Below are 18,378 nucleotides of genomic sequence, written 5' to 3' on the forward strand. Positions count from 1 at the left end.
CCTCTTTAAATCGCAGGGTCGTGCTCCAACTGGTGGTCCATACTCAGGGCCGGTTGGTCGAATTGGCATTTACCAACGATCTTGGCTGGAACGCCCGCTGCTGAGCAATGATTGGGAACGTCTGTAAGTACGACGCTGCCTGCACCGATTTTTGCTCCAATGCCTATCCTTACATTACCTAGAATTTTAGCCCCCGCGCCAATAAGGACGCCGGCTGAGACTTTTGGATGACGATCTCCCTTTTCTTTACCTGTCCCACCAAGGGTGACGTCGTGTAAAATCGACACATTGTTTCCGACTACCGCTGTTTCACCAATGACTAAACAGGTGGCATGATCAATAAGGATGCCTTTCCCGATTTTCGCCGCCGGATGAATGTCTACACCAAACTTCTCTGAGATGAGACTTTGGAGGAAGAGCGCCAGGCATGTGCGATTGGAGGTCCAAAGGTGATGGGCGAATCGATAGGCCGTCAGCGAATGGAAACCTTTAAAATATAGGAAGGGTGCCAACACGCCATTGGACGCCGGATCCCGGTCGGAAATCGCCCTTAGGTCAGTGCGAATCGCATCGCGAAATACTTTATCTTCCTTAGAAATGTGGGTAAACAGGTCAAACAAGGTGATGACTGGAAGATTCTGGCAACCCAGTTTCTGAGCCAGGAGGAAGCTGATCGCCCGATCGAGCGATGCCTGGCTTAAGATAACTTCCTCCAGAAAACTGGATAGCAGCTTTTCGCTGGCTGCTGTTTTTTTTGCTTCTTGCCGGAGTTGATTCCAGACTGGGTCTTCGTTTGGCATAATGAGGGCGATAAAAGAAACAAGATTCTGAAAAACGCAAGCACACTGATCAAACTGAGAGGAAGGTTACCTGCCACAGGGGCGTGAGATATTATCACAAAGCTTGACGGTAACCGTCTACAAAGGCTTCAAAAACCAGCTTTATCTGGTCACGAATCGAGCGAAACTTTTCAATTATTTCTTCCTCAGTTCCCTCCGCATGAGCTGGATCTTCAAAGCCCCAATGGTAGCGGTGGAGGTTTCCCGGAAATACTGGGCAAGCTTCGTTCGCATTTCCACATACGGTGATGACTGTATCGATTTTCTGTTTTAGAAATGGTTCCAACGGTTTCGAGGTATGGCCAGAAATATCGATTCCGATTTCTTTCATGACGGCTATCGCATGTAGATGAACATAACCTGCAGGATTTGAACCAGCGCTGTGGACCTCAAACAGATCGGCAGCGGCAGCTCTCAAAATACCTTCTCCCATGTGACTTCTACATGAGTTGCCCGTGCAAAGAATGAGAACGTGTGGTTTCATAAGTGGTCGGCAGAGACGATTTGGTTCGCTTCGTATGTCTGCAATAAGAAAGTGCCTGAACCGTGTTACGGTTCAGGCACCTTTAAAAAATGGATAGTAACAATTATTAACTCTTTTCGTCCGGGCTTAGAATTTTCAGCAAAAGATTGATGCCGATTATTCCACCTAGGATAGGACCTACCCAGTAAATCCAGATATTGTCGAAATACCCTGCTGCAATTGCAGTTCCGAAGTGACGCGCTGGATTTAGTGCGGCTCCTGTGAGCGGTCCGGTTGCTAGAATTACGAGACCAAGAGTCAGGCCAACGCCGAATCCTCCCAATCCCCCGGGAGCTTTATTTCCTGCAGCCGTTCCAATGATACCCCACATAAGGAAGAAAGTGGTTAGGATTTCTATTCCGAGCCCCATGCCTACGCTTGTTCCTTGCCCTAGTGCGGGAGTTCCGAGGTGTACTGCTTGGGCAGCTTCTGAAGGGAAGAAAGCTAAAAGTAAGAAGCCTGCAATGGTAGCACCAACCAATTGAGCAACAATGTAGGTTATTGCTTTGGCTGCCTCAATTTTTCCTGCTACGAGGAATCCGATGGTTACCGCGGGGTTGATGTGCCCACCTGATACATTCATCGTGGCGGAGACAGCGATTGACAGGGCAAGACCGTGGGCCACCGCAATGCTAATCAAGCCGGAGCCAGTAATCTGATGGATGATGATCGAGCCACCTCCTATGAATACGAAGAATAAAGTTCCGATGGCTTCTGCCAGAGCGGAGCGTGTGTTATCACTCATGATATTATTTGGGTTGAATGGTATTTAATTAGTAATGACGAGAAAGATCGAAATGCTGACCGTGGCTATACTCCAAAGCAAATGTTTTTTCTCATTTTCAGAATGAAAGAAGAGCCAGATTCCTAATACATTTTGCTACACTTCTATATGACCTGTTAGATAAAGCCTTGCCTTTCCAGTCAGGCGTACCCGGTTATCCGAGACTTGGCAGAGTATGTGGCCTTCTCGCTTGGAGCGTTGAATGGCAGTAAGCGTGTTTTTCTTTAATTGGTTGGCCCAGTAGGGAGCAGTCGCGCAGTGGGCTGAACCGGTTACCGGATCTTCATCAATGCCTGACTGAGGTGCAAAGAAGCGCGAAACAAAGTCGCAGTCTTCTCCTCTTGAGGTAACCACAACACCTCTTACTGGGAGCGTAGCCATTTGGCGAAGATCGGGCTGAATGTTAACCAATGTTTCTTCGCTATCCAGTATGGCCATGTAGTCTTCACCTTTGAAGCATTCGATTGGATGTGCGCCGAGGCTTTCCCAAAGTGCCTGTGGTGTAGCGCAACGTTCCATTTTAGCTTTTGGAAAGTCCATCGTTAAGGTGCCTTCTGTATCCTTGGTCACATATAAGGAGCCACTCAGGGAAGTGAAATGGATAGAGTTAGCTGAAATATCCAGGCACTCGAATAACACATAAGCACTTGCGAGCGTCGCATGGCCACAGAGGTTGACTTCAGTAGCAGGAGTAAACCAACGAATGCGGTAGGTATCGTTTTCTTTTACAAAAAAAGCTGTCTCGGCCAGGTTGTTTTCCGAGGCGATCGATTGCATGAGTGTATCTGGCAACCAAGATTCTAGCGGGCAAACCGCCGCAGGATTGCCTCCGAAGATTTGATCGGTAAATGCGTCTATTTGATAAATGGGCAGTTGCATATTGAACAGGATGAAGTTGGACCTCGTCAGGCGGAAGGATGAAATAATAATTATTAGGTCTTAAGGTCCATGTTTTTGCCGAGCTCATAAAGAGCGACTTGGGCTTTGATGAGATGCCCTCGATAGCTCCTTTTTAAAGGCAAATGTTAAAAAGGTTTGAAGGAAATATTTTGAATGGCAGGAGCTTCGGTGCCAGAATAAGGGTTTTGCAGGGTTAGGAGTAAAAGATTGTTAAAAGGGGTCATCCAGATCGCATTCAAATTACTTCTAATAATGGTGTGACTGATAACTGGAGCTCAATTTTTTGTAAACCAACCCGGATCAAATAGATAAAGTTCCGGTTGGATATGACTCCAATGACTTACCGAATATACAAAATGACTTGTTTCAATTTTCTTAGATTATTGACACTTTCCGTATTGGTTGCAGCTCCCCTCGGGGCGGCAACTCTTTCGTTTAATAACTCTGGAGATTTTGATAATCAATTCACTAGAAATTCCGGGACAGGCGAAAATCGATATGAAGAAATTGCTTCGGTTGGTGTTGGTGGAAGTCGTGCCCTACAACGATCATCGAGTGGTTCCGAAACCATCTCGTATGCTAAAAATAATCCGCTTGGGAGTTTAGCGAATACAGCGAGTGTGTCTCTTCGCTTTAAATATTCGACCAACTCAACTGGTAGTGGCGGAGTCCCTCTCTTTTTTGGTATCACAACGAATGTCAATTTTGTTGGGACCGAAACAAATAATCCGTCCGACGACTATTTTGGCGTTGATCTCTCCCAGCGTCTTACGGGATCCAATGAGTCGAAAATAGTTTTGTTTAATGGAAATAATGGCACAAGATCAGTGACAGTCGATTCTGGCTTCGAAAACCTTACTCCGGGTTGGTATGAAATCGAAATCTCCTTGGAACAGGAGTCTGATTTATTCGATCTTGCGGTAGCCATGCATCGTTTATCTTTAGATGGCTTGAACAGGATTACTGAAGATGTTGTTACAGCTGCCGTTTCGAGTCTCACAAATAGTGACTTGTTAAGTGCAAGTAACCTATACTTTTATTTCGGAGGTTCGGACACCTTTACTCGAGGCGTTGAAGTAATTGATGAAATTGTATATTTAGGAATTGAGAATCCCGAAACCTTAACTGCCCCAAGCAATCTCATCGCGGGTGCAATTTCTGAAAGTCAAATTGATATTTCCTGGGTCGATAATTCTGATAATGAAACCAACTTTCGAGTTGAAAGGCGCCAAGGTACAGGAAAATGGAGTGAGCTCGTCGTTTTGCCAGCTAACACAAGCAGCTATTCTGATTCGGGGCTTTCGATAGAAACGAATTATTCTTATCGGGTTTTGGCATTTAATTCAATCGTTAGCTCTAACTTAAGCAATGAGGCTACGGCAACGACTTCAGGTGCTCCAATTCCAAACCCACCTTCTGAATTGGTGGCGTCGGCTTTTTCTTTGACCCAAGTGGATCTTTCCTGGACCGATAATTCTAATAACGAGACAAGCTTTCGGATTGAGAGAAAAATCGGAGGTGGGGCTTTTTCAAAACTGATTGATATCGATGGAAATCTTGAAAACTATTCGGATACCGGGCTTACTCCAGATACAACCTATACCTACCGAATTTTTGCTGAAAATGTAAATGGATTATCTGCTCCCAGTAATGAAGTCTCAATTACTACTCCAAACTCTCCCATCCCTGTTGCTCCGTCGAATCTTCGTTTAACTGATTCAAACCTGGTTCAAGTTTCCCTGGCGTGGGATGATAATTCTAACGATGAGCTTGGATTTCGAATTCAAAGAAAATCATCTGGAGGCGAATATGAGCAAATCGCCGAATTGCCAGCTGGCACTACAACTTTCGATGACACAGAAGTTAACGAGCTTGGAGATTACAGATATCGTGTTGTTTCATTTAATACAAACGGAGCATCCAGTTTTAGCAATCGAGTTAATATTGTCCTGCCTTTCATTGCTCCCAGCAATTTAACTGCACAGGCATTTCTAACTCCCAGGTGGAAATTGCATGGGAGAGTAATTCGATGATTAAAACGGGCTTCAGAATCGAACGGAAGGTGAGTGAAGGTCCCTACATCACTCTAGTCAACGTCGGGGGCAATATTGGTAGTTTTTCTGACGTAACCGTAAGTTCTCAGACTACCTATACATACCGGATTCTTGCTATTAGCTTTGAAGAATTTTCTGAGTATTCCAATGAAGCTTCTGTAACCACTCCGGCTTTGGTTCCATCCCAAGCACCATCCAAGCTGGTTATCGATAGTCAAGGTTTGGATAATGTCATTCTTAGTTGGAAGGACACCAGTAGTGACGAGATTGGATTCCGCATACAACGAGCAATCGGCGATGGTGCATTTGAAACGCTGAATGAGCTTGCTCATAACACAACCCAATACGGTGATTTTGAAGTAGATGAACTTAGTGAATATTCCTATCGTGTTGTTAGTTTTAATGACGCTGGCGAATCGATTCCGAGTAATGAGGTATCAACGCAGATCGAGTTTCGTCAGCCCAACAATCTTTTGGCTTTGGCGATTTCAAGTTCTCAGATCAATCTAAGCTGGAACGACAATTCGGCCGTCGAAACCGGCTATGAAATAGAACGTAAGGCAGGTGACGGAAACTTCGAACTATTGATCCAATTAAACGCTGATGTTACGGCCTTCTCAGACACCACCGTTACACCGTTGTCCACTTACACGTATAGGATTATTGGAGTAAGTGGGATCAATAGATCAAATCCTTCAAACGAATTCAGCACAACCACACCCAACATTCCAGAACCGGGAGCGGCCAGCGACCTGGTTGTTAATTTGGTCGACTCCTCCTTCATAGCACTCAGCTGGACAGATAATTCGCTGATCGAAAATGGATTTTATGTTGAGAGAATGGTTGGTAGCGGATCCTGGGTGGAGCTTATTCAATTGCCTGCCAATTCCACCAGTGTTCAGGATCTGCAGGTTGGCGAACTGGAAACCTTTGCCTATCGTGTGATCGCCTTTAACGATGGCGGAGATTCCGCACCCAGTAACGAGGCCGCGATCCTTTTTCCTTTTATCGCTCCCTCGAACTTGACCGCTAGCGCTACAGATGAGGCCCGTATCGACCTTACCTGGAGTGATAATTCATTAGTTGAAACGGGTTATCAGATTGAAAGAAAGTCTGATGGAGGAGCCTATGAAGTATTAACCACAACTGGTCCTGGAGCTTCCACTTTTGTGGATGAAACCACTCTGGTAAATGTTACTTATACCTATCGTGTGTTGGGTCTTTTTGAAGGAGGAGAATCAACCCCGAGCAACGAAGATTCTGCGACAACCACACCCGATACCATCACCCTTGAGACACCGACAGGGTTGACTGCAAATGCAATTGCTTATAATCAAATCCATCTTACCTGGGTGGATAATTCTGACAATGAGTCAGGTTTTCGCTTTGAACGAAAAATTGGAGAAAGTGGCGATTTTACTTTCATCGGTAACTCACCAGCAAATTCGACCTCATTTACGGATGTGAATCTGAGTCCTGATACTGGCTATATCTATCGGATGACCGCTTTTATAGCTGGTGCCCAAGTATCTGATACGAGCAACGAAGCTTCAGCAACTACGCCTTCCGTTCCTGTGCCGGAAGTTCCCTTGAATCTTGCGATTGTAGCTCAAAATTACAGAAAAGTCAGCTTGAGTTGGGAAGATGCTTCAGGAATCGAAACTGGTTTTCGTGTTCAACGAAAAACGGGAACAGGGATCTATGAAGAATTGGCAACGGTTTCTGAGAACGCAAATTTCTTCAATGATTCTACCGTTGTGGAGTTTAAGGAATATTCGTACCGAATAAGCGCTTACAACTCCTCTGGTTATTCCGAAAATAGTAATGAAATCAAAGTCACGGTTCCATTTGCTTCTCCACGATTATTAGCAGGTGAAGCGATCAATTCTTACAAAGTTAACCTTGAATGGGATGACACATCATTGGTTGAAACTGGATACCGACTAGAGCGAAAGCCAGCCGATGGTAACTACGCAGTTATCGGAATACTTGGCCCCAATACTACCCAATACCTAGATGATTCTGTAGTTCCCGATCGGACCTATTCTTATCGGGTTTTTGCAGTGAAAAATGGGTCAGATTCCTTGCCTAGTATCCTTGTAAATATCACCACTCCAAATATTCCAGCTCCAAGAGCCCCTACAGGGTTACGGCTTACTGTCCTGAGTGATACATCGATTTCAATCAACTGGACTGACAATTCTGATAACGAAGCGGGATTTCGGATCTATAGGAAAGAAGTTTCTGCTGAAGTTTGGGCTGAGATTGGGGATGTAATAGCGGATGTGAATCTTTTTGTTGATGACGATGTTGTAGCTGGAGTTAATTATTCTTATAGAGTTTCGGCCTACAACTCAGGTGGCTCTGTAAGTCCTATTGAATCTGGAGTTATCATTCCGGTTCCCGGGCGATTAATAAATATCTCGACGCGTGGCCTGGTTGAGACAGGTGACAATGTCATGATTGGAAGTTTTGTTATTCAAGGTGATGGTCCCAAGACTGTTTATATTCGGGGAATTGGGCCAAGTATTGCCTCTTCAGTTAATGCTCCGATTTTGGAGGACCCTGAAATTACTCTCGTTAGTGGAGCTGATCTAAATCGACCGATCGCGTATAATGACGATTGGCGTGATATTAACGAAAAGACAATCGTAGACCTTGGACTACCTCCGAAGGCAGACAGAGAAGCAGCCATTGTTATAAAGCTGCAACCCGGTTCCTATTCTGCAATTCTTAGCGGAGTTGATTTCACCGCTGGGTTTGGATTAATTGAAATTTACGAGGTCGATTTCTCCAAAAACATTCGGATGGTAAATATCTCCACCAGGAGTTTCGTTCAAGAAGGAGATAAACGGATGATTGGTGGATTTGTTGTTAGAGGTGATACTCCGACCCGGGTTTACATTAAAGCTTCCGGTCCAAGTCTGCATTCATCCATTGAAAACCGGTTAGCTGATCCTGTAATAGAGCTCTTTTCAGGTCAGGAACGCATGGAAATTAATGATAACTGGGAGCAGAGTCCTAGAATCGCCGAAATCTTTGCAACTGGAATTGCTCCGAGCAATAGCAAGGAGGCAGCAATAGTTGCCACGCTGGAACCGGGCCCATACACGGCAATTGTTGGTGGCGCCAATAACTCATCTGGTTACAGCCTCTTGGAAATCTATTATTATCCTGAATAGTTATTGTCGTCGTTAGACTTACAAAGTGGCGATCATCGTCAGCTTACGGGTTCGAACTATTTTACATTAGTTTGTGATTGGCCTGCTTTGGTGGAAACTATTCACTTAAGAATTGTTCAAAACTGAATGCTCTCATTAACAGGTAAATTCTTTTGGGGTGGGGTATCGCTCTCGGGAATCGCCATTGGCGGTCTTCTTGGATTTGCGTTTCTCAAAACGGGTCTGACAATTGAGGCTCTTCTTACAGAAAATAAAGAGCTTAAACGGGCGATCGAAAACCTGACCATCGAGGAGCAAATAGGCTATGCCAAAGTAGTTTCCCAGGTAGAAAAAGAAGGCCGTTTTTATACGACACTTAAGTTTGTTGAAACGGCCAGAAACGATCCACTCAAAATAGTATTCGAAAGTGAATTTACTTTGGAAGGCGACGTCGTGCATTTCGATGCGTTAGTCGTAAAGTTCAGCAATGACTTTATTCAATCAGGTAAAGGTAGATCGCTTTATATGTGGCGCCGAATCTATGGAGAATACATTTCGCCTAACGAAGGATTTCCGATAGAAGTTCATGGACGTGAGCCTGACCGTTATCGTGGATTGTTGTCTCGCTTACCTTTACCGCATCGGGAGCTTTTTTGGTCCGAAATATGGGATCTGGCTCACAATAAAAATCATCTCATTGAATATGGCATTTCGGCCGTATTCGGAAGTGTCGTTTACACTGAACTAAGACCGGGATTGATTTATGTTTTTAAAATCAGTTCAACCGGGCAGGTATACCCGGAGGTGATTCCAGACCTTTGATTGCGTCAAGCTAAGTAAGGTATCGTTAGTGGGCCTTCTGGAAGAATTGCTATTTTTGCATTTCTTCCAAGTCGGACAATTTCCTCATCAATAGTGGTCCTGATATCCGACACAGGAATCATGTGTGCCTTGGTCACCATCTCGTCTGGAAGTATACTGAACAGACCTACACGCCCTTTTAAAAGGATGATTGCAAGCAGCTGAACTTGCCATTGGTCGAGTAGCTCAAATCCGGGAGAATAAATTTTATCCAGCATGGCCTGGGGAGAGTCATGTTCGAACAGGAAACGCTTGAAATTGCCGTGGTCTGGAAAGCCGTCATTACATCGCGCTGCTGAAATTATCAGCCCGCCTTCCTTCAGGATCTGGGCCGCTGCCGACATTCCTTTAACTGCCTGATAAAGGTTTTGATCCAGTGGGTAGCCGCTGTTGGATGTAACTACTATATCGAAGGCCTCGTCGCATGGAATCATCGCTGTCTCCTTACAAAACTCACAGCCGGCCTTGTGTGCTTCGAAGGGGTCGCCAAGAAAATATCCAGTTATTTCTCGCTTGTTGTTTAGAGTAACGTTGATGAGGAAATCCACTTTTATAAGTGAACCTCCCGCTTGGACATTCTCCTGAGTTGGATTGTTATCCAAATTCCCCCATGTGCTTCCTGGATGCCCAATGTTTTCAGCACTGTGGTATTTCATAATGGTATCTACGCCAGTAACTCCTGGCAATGCTGCTTTGAAACCACCTGAAAAGCCTGCCATGAAATGGGGTTCAATAAACCCCATCAGGATTCTTCTGTCCGCCTTCAAATACTCGCTATTGAAATACACATCGTACCCGAACCTGGATTTCCCTACATTCGTCAGGCATTCGAAATCGAAACCGTTATGGTTAATACATCTATAATTTCTATAAATCGACTTACCGACCATGTATTCCCATTCTTCTTCCGTATTTTCTCTATGGGTTCCTGTTCCAGAAATGATGGTGTAGTTTTCTGCCGGTAGGTGAGCGAGCTCTTTGAATAGCCAGGTCAACAAGCGTTCGTTGGGCAGGGCACGCGTTATATCAGGTATTACAATAGCAACTGTTTCATTGGACCGAATAATTTCTTTCAGAGGAGGACAGCCGATTGGATCGTTTATGGCTTCTTTAAAGGCAGCTCCTTCATCTGCCAAGCCTTGCAGGAATTTTGGAGATAGAATTGTAGCTTCTAAACCTGTGAGCTCCAATTTCAGTCCTGATTGTCCGTAGTCGAGAATCGTATGCATGGTAAGTAGGCAAAATTACTCTTAGCCTAAGCTAGGCAGGATTCGCTTGTTGGTCCAAGCAAAGATTTCATCGAACCAAATGCTATCAGGTTTCCGATCCTGCATTGATTTCACTTCGGTTTGGAGTGGCAGGTACTTGTGGCGTCCATTTACCGAACCTTTTAATGGTGGTGGGAGGCGGATTCGAACCACCGAAGGGTTGCCCCAGCAGATTTACAGTCTGCCCCCGTTGGCCACTTGGGTATCCCACCAGTTTGGTAAAGAGGGGTAAATTGGTTAGTGACCTTGTCTTTGCCAAGCCATTTTTTGAACAATTTGTTCCCTGGATTTTCGGGCAGTAAAATTGCACGGCCTGTGCCACCTCTCAAAGAATTCCCGATTCCTTGAAACTATAGAAACCGAGCTTGCGCGGATCCTGATCCGGGAGGCCTATTATCACGTGGTCAAGTAAATCAATATCCAGGACTTCGGCGGCCTCCCTCAGTTTTCGAGTTACCTGAATATCAGCTGCACTGGGAGCTGGATCTCCACTTGGATGATTGTGGAACACGATAATTGCTGATGCTCCCAGGCGAACGGCTTCTTTAAAAACTTCTCTTGGATGAACCAGACTGCTGCTCGCAGTTCCGATAGTAATTTCAACTTCCCGGATAAGCTTGTTTTTCCTGTTCAAACACAAGGTCCAAAATTTTTCGATTTCGAGACCTCGTGTTATGGGTATCGCAAAGTCAAATACTGCTTCCGGGCTGTCCAGCAAGGGTGACTCACCCAGTTTCCCACGAATTACTCTTCTGGCCAGCTCCATAACCGAAACGAGTTGTAGGGCTTTAATGGTTCCAATGCCCTCCATTTTTACGAAATCATTTTTGCTCCAGTTAATGAGCTGCGGAAGGGAACCTGCTTTGCTCAACAATTCCTCTGAAAGGCTCAGCACATCCAGTTTTGCCGTACCACTTCGTAGGAGCATGGCCAGCAACTCTGAATCTTTTAGTTTGGTAGGACCGTGTTTTTCCAGCCGTTCTTGAGGTCTTTCTTGAACAGCCAGGGATTTTAACCGTGATATTTTTATCTCAGACATAACCGACTTCAGACATCCCTATGTTATGGGATTTGTTGTGATTTTCGTAAAGATAGAAGTTTGCTTTAACGAGTACGCAAAAAAGCAGCCTTGAAAGACTGCTTTTTTTAAAAATGCCTGGTTTATTTTTAGAGGTAGAACTTGATAAACGCTCTTTTTCTTAGGCTTTCGAGCCATTTGTCATGCTCAACTCGCGACATCTCTCCAACAAGTATGCCTTCGATTTGGTCGCGAACCTCGGCCAAAGGTTGGACACCGGCGGATTTACGATCCTCAATTTTTAAAATAAATAGATCGTTTTTAACCTGAACAGGTTGGCTATGTGCTCCTTTTTCCAGGGAAAACGCTACTCCACTCAGTTCATCGCGAATATCTGAGCGGTTTATCCAACCCCAATCGCCTCCGCGGTCTTTACGTGTATCCTGGCTATATTTTTTTGCGAGTTCTTCGAATTCTGATCCGTTTTCCAATTCTTCGATGATTTTGTTAGCAGTCTGCATCAGTAGATCCAGGTTTTCTGAGGCATAGGGTGCCAAGCGAATCAACTTAAGGTGCACACGTTCTTCCTGGTAGAAACGGTTCCGTTGCTCGTTGTAGAAATTTTCAATTTTAGCCGGGCTTAGGATGGAGCGAGATTTCCTTTGTTGGCTGAGCATGATTTGCACAATTACCTCTTCTTGAAGCTTGGTGCGGTATTCTCTCATGCTTAAACCCTGGCTTTTCAAGTATTCGAGGAACTTTCCACGATCGTTGTTAAACTCATTAATCAGCGTATCGTCGAATCGGTTTTCAACAAACGAACGCGGCATTTGGTAGCCTTTGGCAACAAACTTCTCGTTAAACTCCTTCATAATGAGCACCCGGTCGATGAGGTTCATCAATACGGAATGCTGGAGTTCATTGAGCATTTCCTGAAATTCTTCGTTATTCCGGGCCTTTCGTTGTAGGTTAGGTACAAGTGGTGCGAGATCTTTGCGAAGTTCTTCGTGTGTAATAATAGTCGATTCTACGATGGCAGCTATACCGTTCTCCGTTGGTAGCGAATCGTATTCTGATTTTTGTGCACAGAGGCTGCCTCCAATGATTGTGGCTAAGAATCCGGCTAGAATTACTGATTTGTTCATGCGACTATTTGAAATATCTTTTTGAAATTAATCAGGGTTGTAGAGCTTCCATTTCGGTTCGTCAAGAATCCTTGCCCTCAACCCAAAAGACTTCGACTCCGGATTTAAACGAATGTTCACCTGATCTTCGGTCTTCGATTAACGATTATTGGCGGTTAATAAACTGAAGTATCTCCTGAAGTTTTTTAAACGGATTTCTTGCCTCCAGTCGGGGAAATCTTGTCCCGATCATTATGAAATTGTCTTTTTTTTGTCCCGCCAAACGACACTTTAATCTATTTCCTTCAGACTCTACGCTATCAATTCCTTTTTCCTCAGCCAAAGCACGGATCTTGGAAATCTGGATCAATGCTTTTACAGCAGCTGGGAATTTTCCATAACGATCCACTAAGGAGAGTTCTACCTCCTTGAGTTCAGCGATACTATCCGCCATGGCCAATTCTCGATAGACTTCGATGCGCAATCGTGCTTCATCCAGGTACGATGGAGGTATGGACGCTTCAAGAACCCGACCTTGGGTAGCTTCAATTTCTTCGTTCTTTATAGCCTGGTAGCTATCCCTGGCCACTGATTTCACAGCTGTTGGTTTTTCGCCGGTATAGACAAAATCCAGCCGAACGGTTGCTCTTATCCGAAGAGCCGAAGGGTCGCCCTTTAAACGTGAAATACTTTGCTTTAACAGTTGGCAGTATAAATCAAAGCCGACGCCGGCGATGTGACCACTCTGCTCAGCACCCAACAGGTTTCCGGCGCCACGTAACTCAAGGTCGCGCATGGCAATGCGGAAGCCAGCCCCCAACTGGTTATATTGTTTTAAGGCGGCCAGTCGTTTGCGAGCCATGTCCAGGACTCTGGCATGTCTATGCAAGAGTAGATAGGCGTAGGCTTGGCGATTGAAACGTCCTACACGGCCGCGAATCTGATACAATTGAGAGAGCCCAAACCGGTCGGCTGCTTCTATGATGATGGTATTGGCGTTAGGAATATCGAGACCAGACTCAATGATGGTCGTTGAGATTAGGACGTCGTATTTTCCTTCTACAAAACGATTCATGACTCGTTCCAACACACCTTCTGACATTTGCCCGTGTGCAACAACAAAGCTCACCTCGGGCATAAGTTCTTCAAGTCGGGCTGCCACGAAATCGATGGTTTGAACTCGATTGTGTAAATAAAATACTTGGCCTCCCCTTGCTTTTTCTTTGCGTATCGCTTCACAGACGGTTTTGGGATCATACTGTTGAATGATCGTTTGAATCGGCCTCCGATTGATGGGTGCCGTTTCAATCACGCTTAAATCCCTCGCTCCCATCAGAGCCAGATGAAGGGTTCTCGGGATAGGAGTGGCACTCAGGGACAAGACGTCCACATTCAGTCGCAGTTCTTTCAGCTTCTCCTTGTGCTTTACTCCGAAGCGATGTTCTTCATCGATAACCAGTAACCCCAGGTCCTTAAATCCGACGTCTTTGGAAATCAATCGATGGGTGCCAATTATGATGTCGATATTACCCGCGGCGAGATCCTGGAGAATCTTGGTTTGTTCCGCCTTGGTGCGAAACCGGTTTAGCATTTCGACGGTCACGGGAAATGATGCCATTCTTTCGCGAAAGGTTTGGAAATGTTGTTGGGTCAGAACGGTCGTAGGTCCTAGAATCGCTACCTGTTTACCGTCTAGCACTGCTTTGAAGGCGGCCCGGATAGCTACTTCAGTTTTCCCGAAACCCACATCTCCACAAATCAGCCGATCCATGGGCTGAGTTTTTTCCATGTCTTTTTTGGAGGCCTCGATGGCCAGTAACTGGTCTTTGGTTTCTTTGTAGGGAAACGCTGCTTCAAATTCCCTTTGCCAATTGGAATCAGTCGGGAAAGCGTGACCCTTTTCGGAATCGCGTTCGGCCTGGTTTTTTAACAATCGAGCGGCGAGATCCAAGGTAGCTTCCTCAGCTTGCCTCCGTGTTTTTTCCCATCGGTTCGATCCTACCTTGCCCAGAGCCGGGCGAAATTTCTTTAAACCAACATACCGGGAAATCAGGTGCGATTCATTAAGAGGAAGATGAAGAATGATGCCGTCCTCGAACTCCAAGGAGATTACTTCCATGAATCCGGATTGAGGGCCGAGTTTGGTCAAACCGTGGTAGATACAGATTCCGTTCAGGATGTGAACGAGGAAGTCACCCTCGACCAACTCTGAGAAGTCTAATAATTGATCGACTTGCTGTTTGTTCGATTGGAGCCGGTTTTGTCCTGTTGGCATTCGCCTTCGGTAACGTGCGAATATCTCCGAATCAGATACCAGAACAATTCCATGATCTTTTTCTTTGCGTCCCAGAACTTCTTTGATGGTGTTCGAAATCTTCAGCCGAAAGCCTTGAGCCAGTGTTCCAATTGTTATGTCGGAAGCAAACGCTTTGAACGCAGGGTGTTCCTTAAGGAATTCTTCCAGTCTGTCTTTTTCGCCCTGTGTTTGGACGGACAACACGATCTTATAACCCTCTTTTTGCCAGGATTGAATGCGATCAAAAAAACGCAGCCGCTCTTCCTGCTCCTGATAAAATCTGTCCATGCGCATGGCTTCGCTGGCGGCCAAGGGTCGGTAGTGTTCGAGGGTTTCTGAATCCACACTGTCGTGCTTTACTTCCTCATTAAAAAATATGCCTCCGTCATCCAACTCGGAAAACCCGATCCACTTATCTCTTTTACTTTCTCTTTGTTTTAAGAGCTTCGCCAGGGTAAGCTCATCGGAACGATTTGAGAAAAATCCGGGAGACAGTTCTTCGATCCTTGAGGGATCCCAGAATTCCCAAAGAACTGATTCGGGGAGGTATTCAAGGAATCCTGACGATGATTCTTCCAGTTGTTTCCCAGGAGGAGCTGCAATCGTCAAAGATTCGACCTTTAACGATGAACGTTGGGTGTTCGGTTCGAAAGTGCGGATTTCTTCTAATTCATCTCCGAAAAAGTCCAAGCGGTAGGGTAGAAGCGCATTGGCAGGGTAAATGTCGATGATACCTCCGCGGACTGCAAATTGTCCCGGACCTTCTACCTCCGATTCATGATCGTAGCCCAAGTTATTGAGGCGTTTAATCAAGTCACTGAAAGAGCAAGTCACTCCCGGTTTTAATTGGATCTCCGAATCGCGCAGGGCTTGTTTGGCCGGTGTTGATTGTGCTAATGCTCGAAGGGTGGTGACGATGGTTAGTCTGGTATCGGGTGAGTTATTCGCCAAAACAGTCAACGCGCTCAGACGATCCAATTGAGGTTCCAACCCGCCTGAGCCGCCCTTCTGATCCTCAGGGAAAGGCAGAACTGCGGTTTGGTCTGAGTTGGGTAGGGAAGCAAAGAAATTCAGATCTTCTACGGCTTGCTCAAGTTGATTGTTCTCTGAAAGTAGAATTAAGTTTAGCTTACACCTCAAACTTTTAGCCGCGAGCAGGCTAATGTATCCGAAAGCAGGGACCGCAACGCCTTGCAGCAGCCATGCATTCTGCCTGGCCTTTTTTAGCGATTCACGCATTGGGGAAGTTGAATGATTCGAAGACCTGAAGCACTTTTCTCGCTGCCTCTTCTTCGGCTTCCTTTTTACTTTTCCCGGATGCTTTGCTGCATGATCTCTCTCCTACAATGAGCTCAACTTCGAATACCCGGTCATGGGAGGGGCCTGACTCATTGACAACTTTGTATTGGATTTGATCATTACCAAGGCTCGGTTGCAGTCGCTCCTGGAGTTGTCCCTTGGGATTATGAGCTTCGTTTAACTCATTTAAACGTTTGGTTAGATCTCCGTACCAGGGAATGACAACAGCTCGAACAGTTGGAAAATCGCTATCCAGGTATATGGCTCCAACGATTGCTTCCAGGGCATCTTCTTTTGAGGAAGGCAGCTCTTGGGGAGAAGCTTTTGAGTCTGAGCGGTTGACCCGAATGTAGGAGGAAATATTTAGCTCATCTGCTAACTCAACCAAAATAGAGCTTTTTACCAAAGTTGACCTGAATTGGGTAAGCATTCCTTCGCGAATGTTTGGGAATTGTTCATAAAGATATTCCGAAATAACCAGTTCCAAAACTGTGTCACCGAGAAACTCCAAACGTTGATTGCTGGATTCTTTCTCCTCCGCTTTCACCATGTAGGATGGATGAGTTAAGCTTTGGATCAGTAAAGACTCATCCCTGAATTGGTAACCCATTTTTGACTGCAGCTCCGACAGATCCATCTCATTTAGTGACTACCATCAACTCTTCAATTTGAAGCGGTTTATTATTTCTATTGAAAGTTCTTTATACGCAGTGGCTCCCGGGCTCAAAGGGTCGTATTGAAAGATAGTTTGGCCAAAACTAGGGGCTTCGCCTAACCGAATAGATCGAGGAATCATTGTTGCGAATACATCCCGGCCGAAATGCCCGCGCACGTCTGAGACTACTTGGCGGGACAAGTTTGTCCTCACATCGTACATGGTCATCATGATTCCTCCCAGTTCGAGGTTTGGATTCACACTGGCGTCTTTGATTTGCTGAAACACATTTAAAATTTGGCCAAGACCTTCCATGGCCAGGTATTCGGTTTGCATGGCGATGAGTAAATAATCAGCGGCTGCCATGGCATTCATTGACAGCATTCCGAGGGATGGCGGACAATCCAGAATGACTGCATTGAATCGTTTGTCTTCCCGGATGGTCTTCAGTGCTTCACGCAATCGTATCAGGTAATTCTCGGTTTGTGCGAGTTCAGTTTCAACTGCGGCTATGTCTACCTCCGAAGGGATCAGCCATAAATGTGGAGTGGATGTTTCTAAAATCTTGGAGGCCGCATCTTCATCACCCAACAGCGCTTGATAGAGGCTTTGTCCTTCTATTTTTTCAAACCCAAGTCCACTGGTAGCATTGGCTTGGGGATCCAGGTCAATAAGGAGGGTAGGCACCTGCTGTTCAGCGAGTGCCGCAGCGAGGTTGATTGCGGAGGTTGTTTTCCCAACTCCTCCCTTTTGATTGGCTATAGTAAAGAATGTAGCGGGCATAATTAAAAAATGGTGAGTTAGATCAAAGAGATCTTCCGTGAAATACCAACGTCTTTTTTAAAAGAAAAACAACTTGCTTCCAAAAAAGAAGTGGTTTGTTTTACCCTCTCTCTGTTTAGGCGCGGTAGCCAAGTGGTAAGGCCGAGCTCTGCAAAAGCTCTATGCGTCGGTTCGATTCCGACCCGCGCCTCCATTAACCTCCAATTTAAATTGGAGGTTTTTTTGTCTCCGCCACAATGGAAGGTCTTTAAGGAAGGAATCAAATTGCCTGACTGATTACAGATTTCGGTTTTTACATCCTCTCTATGAACCCTCAGTTAATAATTCCTCACTTTTTTCATTGGCTACGACTTTTGGCAGCAAACAGAAGTCGAGGGCTTGTCAAAGATCCTGAGCTAGTCGTAGGGCCCCGGGTTGCAGGCCAAGGGTGAAGATATTCATTTGTTAACAAAACCCTGAACTTCCTCTTTCAATAATATACGACCATAATGAGGTCGTTCAAAAACACTGTTGGAGAAGTAATTTTAAGGAACTACGAAAAACGCCAAAGTGCGCGAAAAGAATTCCTTTTATGCGCAGCATATCCTGTTCGCTGGAGGCGATCCAGTAACCGTAGGGAACAATGTTTTTGAACAAAGAAATGAGAATCAGGCAGGTAGTTATGATTTGCCAAGAGCCGTGGATTTCTCCACAAAAGTAAGAGTGTTATCCCCCATGACCATGAACCCTTCTCGCAGATCCCGCCATAGTTTGAGATTGCCCCGAAAAATGGAGACCCGTTGTGCTTAGGTTATAATTTAGATTCATTTGATT

13 protein-coding genes and 2 tRNA genes are annotated in these 18,378 nt (G+C 45.3%); 4 read left to right on the forward strand and 11 right to left on the reverse strand.

What is annotated here, in order from left to right:
• Positions 1–5: 5 nt before the first annotated feature.
• The 4 genes from cysE to O3C43_03500 form a co-directional block, all read right to left on the reverse strand.
• Positions 6–800: a serine O-acetyltransferase gene (gene cysE, locus O3C43_03485; protein MDA1065547.1), complete on the reverse strand. Its 795-nt coding sequence runs from the start codon at positions 798–800 to the stop codon at positions 6–8.
• Positions 801–894: 94 nt separating this feature from the next.
• Entirely contained in the window at positions 895–1,323 is a 429-nt protein-coding gene (locus O3C43_03490) for an arsenate reductase ArsC (protein ID MDA1065548.1), read from the reverse strand.
• Between the two features lie 106 nt (positions 1,324–1,429).
• A complete protein-coding gene (locus O3C43_03495; protein MDA1065549.1) occupies positions 1,430–2,107 on the reverse strand; it encodes an aquaporin in 678 nt (225 codons plus the stop codon).
• A gap of 135 nt (positions 2,108–2,242) precedes the next feature.
• Complete coding sequence (locus O3C43_03500; GenBank protein ID MDA1065550.1) at positions 2,243–3,025, reverse strand: PhzF family phenazine biosynthesis protein; 783 nt, start codon at positions 3,023–3,025, stop codon at positions 2,243–2,245.
• Between the two features lie 377 nt (positions 3,026–3,402).
• Between O3C43_03500 and O3C43_03505 the strand changes: the two genes are divergently transcribed.
• From O3C43_03505 to O3C43_03515, 3 genes are all read left to right on the forward strand, one after another.
• Positions 3,403–5,079, forward strand: coding sequence for a fibronectin type III domain-containing protein (locus O3C43_03505; protein ID MDA1065551.1), 1,677 nt, complete (start codon positions 3,403–3,405; stop codon positions 5,077–5,079).
• Positions 5,076–8,282 carry a fibronectin type III domain-containing protein gene (locus O3C43_03510; protein ID MDA1065552.1) on the forward strand — a complete coding sequence of 1,069 codons (3,207 nt, stop codon included), beginning with the start codon at positions 5,076–5,078 and terminating at the stop codon, positions 8,280–8,282. Before O3C43_03505 ends, O3C43_03510 begins: the two co-directional genes overlap by 4 nt.
• Before the next feature lie 126 nt (positions 8,283–8,408).
• A complete protein-coding gene (locus tag O3C43_03515; protein ID MDA1065553.1) occupies positions 8,409–9,083 on the forward strand; it encodes a hypothetical protein in 675 nt (224 codons plus the stop codon).
• A 5-nt stretch (positions 9,084–9,088) separates the two neighbouring features.
• Here O3C43_03515 and larA read toward each other — a convergent pair whose 3' ends face one another.
• From larA to O3C43_03550, 7 genes are all read right to left on the reverse strand, one after another.
• On the reverse strand, positions 9,089–10,351 hold the full coding sequence (larA, locus tag O3C43_03520; protein MDA1065554.1) for a nickel-dependent lactate racemase: 1,263 nt from the start codon (positions 10,349–10,351) through the stop codon (positions 9,089–9,091).
• A 165-nt stretch (positions 10,352–10,516) separates the two neighbouring features.
• Positions 10,517–10,602 (reverse strand) — tRNA-Tyr (locus O3C43_03525).
• A 113-nt stretch (positions 10,603–10,715) separates the two neighbouring features.
• A complete protein-coding gene (gene radC, locus O3C43_03530; protein MDA1065555.1) occupies positions 10,716–11,429 on the reverse strand; it encodes a DNA repair protein RadC in 714 nt (237 codons plus the stop codon).
• A 128-nt stretch (positions 11,430–11,557) separates the two neighbouring features.
• Positions 11,558–12,553 carry a peptidylprolyl isomerase gene (locus tag O3C43_03535; GenBank protein ID MDA1065556.1) on the reverse strand — a complete coding sequence of 332 codons (996 nt, stop codon included), beginning with the start codon at positions 12,551–12,553 and terminating at the stop codon, positions 11,558–11,560.
• Positions 12,554–12,698: 145 nt separating this feature from the next.
• Entirely contained in the window at positions 12,699–16,067 is a 3,369-nt protein-coding gene (gene mfd / locus O3C43_03540) for a transcription-repair coupling factor (protein ID MDA1065557.1), read from the reverse strand.
• Positions 16,060–16,764, reverse strand: a complete 705-nt coding sequence (gene rnc / locus O3C43_03545) for a ribonuclease III (protein ID MDA1065558.1) — start codon at positions 16,762–16,764, stop codon at positions 16,060–16,062. The genes mfd and rnc overlap by 8 nt, the downstream gene beginning before the upstream one ends.
• A gap of 18 nt (positions 16,765–16,782) precedes the next feature.
• Positions 16,783–17,565, reverse strand: coding sequence for a ParA family protein (locus O3C43_03550; protein MDA1065559.1), 783 nt, complete (start codon positions 17,563–17,565; stop codon positions 16,783–16,785).
• 118 nt (positions 17,566–17,683) lie between these two features.
• Between O3C43_03550 and O3C43_03555 the strand changes: the two genes are divergently transcribed.
• A tRNA-Cys gene (locus O3C43_03555) sits at positions 17,684–17,758 on the forward strand.
• Positions 17,759–18,378 lie beyond the last annotated feature (620 nt).

Source organism: Verrucomicrobiota bacterium (assembly GCA_027622555.1).
Lineage (GTDB): Bacteria > Verrucomicrobiota > Verrucomicrobiia > Opitutales > UBA2995 > UBA2995.